General features: G+C 67.1%; 1 protein-coding gene and 1 pseudogene. Both read right to left on the bottom strand.

What is annotated here, in order from left to right:
- On the bottom strand, positions 1–1,188 hold a 1,188-nt coding region (gene dnaG, locus R1101_RS0123435), incomplete at its 3' end, for a DNA primase (RefSeq protein WP_037224913.1).
- 79 nt (positions 1,189–1,267) lie between these two features.
- A pseudogene (locus R1101_RS29900) lies at positions 1,268–1,436 on the bottom strand (deoxyguanosinetriphosphate triphosphohydrolase); the annotation flags it as partial.

Below are 1,436 nucleotides of genomic sequence, written 5' to 3'. Positions count from 1 at the left end.
GACGCGGCCCTCGACGGTATCGAGGTCGTGTTCGGAGAGAATCGATTTCACGACGAACTCGAACATCGGCGTGCGGCGGGCGATGAGATCGCGCACCGCGCCGTCGCCCGACTGCTGCCGCAGCTCGCACGGGTCCATGCCCTTGGGTGCGATCGCGACGTAGGTCTTCGCCGCGGTCTTCTGATCCCCCTCGAACGCCTTCATCGCCGCCGCACGACCGGCGTCGTCGCCGTCGAAGGTGTAGATGACCTCGCCACGGAAGAAGCTGTCGTCCATGAGCAGGCGGCGCAGCAGAGCGAGATGCTCGTCGCCGAAAGCGGTACCACACGCGGCGACCGCCGTCTTCACCCCGGCCAGGTGCATGGCCATGACGTCGGTGTATCCCTCGACGATCACGGCCTGATGGGACTTGGCGATCTCGCGCTTGGCGAGGTCGAGACCGAACAACACTTGAGATTTCTTGTACAGCACCGTTTCCGGTGTGTTCATGTACTTCGCGGTGATCTGGTCGTCGTCGTACAGGCGGCGAGCACCGAAGCCGATGACGTCGCCCGCAAGATTGCGAATGGGCCACAACAGACGACGGTGGAAGCGGTCGATCGGTCCGCGGCGTCCCTGCCGGGACAATCCGGCGGTCTCGAGTTCGGAGAAATCGAATCCCCGGCCGAGGAGGTGCTTCGTGAGCGCGTCCCAGCCGGCGGGTGCATAGCCGCAGCCGAACGTCTCGGCGGCCGCCTGGTCGAAGTTGCGTTCGGTCAGATAGTCGCGGGCGGCCTGCGCTTCGGGGGTGCGCAGCTGCTCGGCGTAGAACTGCTGAGCGGCCGCGTTCGCCGCGACCAGCCGGGCACGGGTGCCCCGGTCGCGCTGGACGGACGGACCTCCGCCCTCGTAGTTCAGCGTGTAACCGACACGTTCGGCGAGCTGCTCGACGGCCTCGACGAAGCTGACGTGTTCGATCTTCTGCAGGAACGAGTAGACGTCGCCGCCCTCACCGCAGCCGAAGCAGTGGAAGTGCCCGTGATTGGGCCGCACGTGGAAGGACGGGGACTTCTCGTCGTGGAAGGGGCACAGGCCCTTGAGCGAGTCGGCACCGCCGCGCTTGAGTGCGACGTATTCACCGACGATGTCCTCGATGCGCACGCGGTCGCGAATGGCCGCGATGTCTCTGTCTGAAATACGGCCGGCCACGAGACGAGTCTAAGCCGCCGCGCAGACTGCCCGGCACGACGGTCGGCCGCAACCGGCCGTCCCGATCACTCGCGCCGCGTCAGCCCCAGCTGGCCTGCGCGGCGAGGCTGTCGCGGTCGATCCGCTCAAGGCGCGATTCGGTGCACGAGGCGATCTGATCGACCACCACCCGCACCTTCGCGGCGTCGTCGGGCGCCGCCTTCCATGCGGCGACGAAGAACGGGTCGAGCCCCACCGGCGCAGTGCGC

This window comes from Rhodococcus sp. R1101, assembly GCF_000278445.1.
In the GTDB taxonomy this organism is placed as follows: Bacteria; Actinomycetota; Actinomycetes; order Mycobacteriales; family Mycobacteriaceae; genus Rhodococcus; species Rhodococcus gordoniae.
Note: the sequence above shows the minus strand (reverse complement) of the source record. Positions and strands in the feature narration are given on the sequence as shown.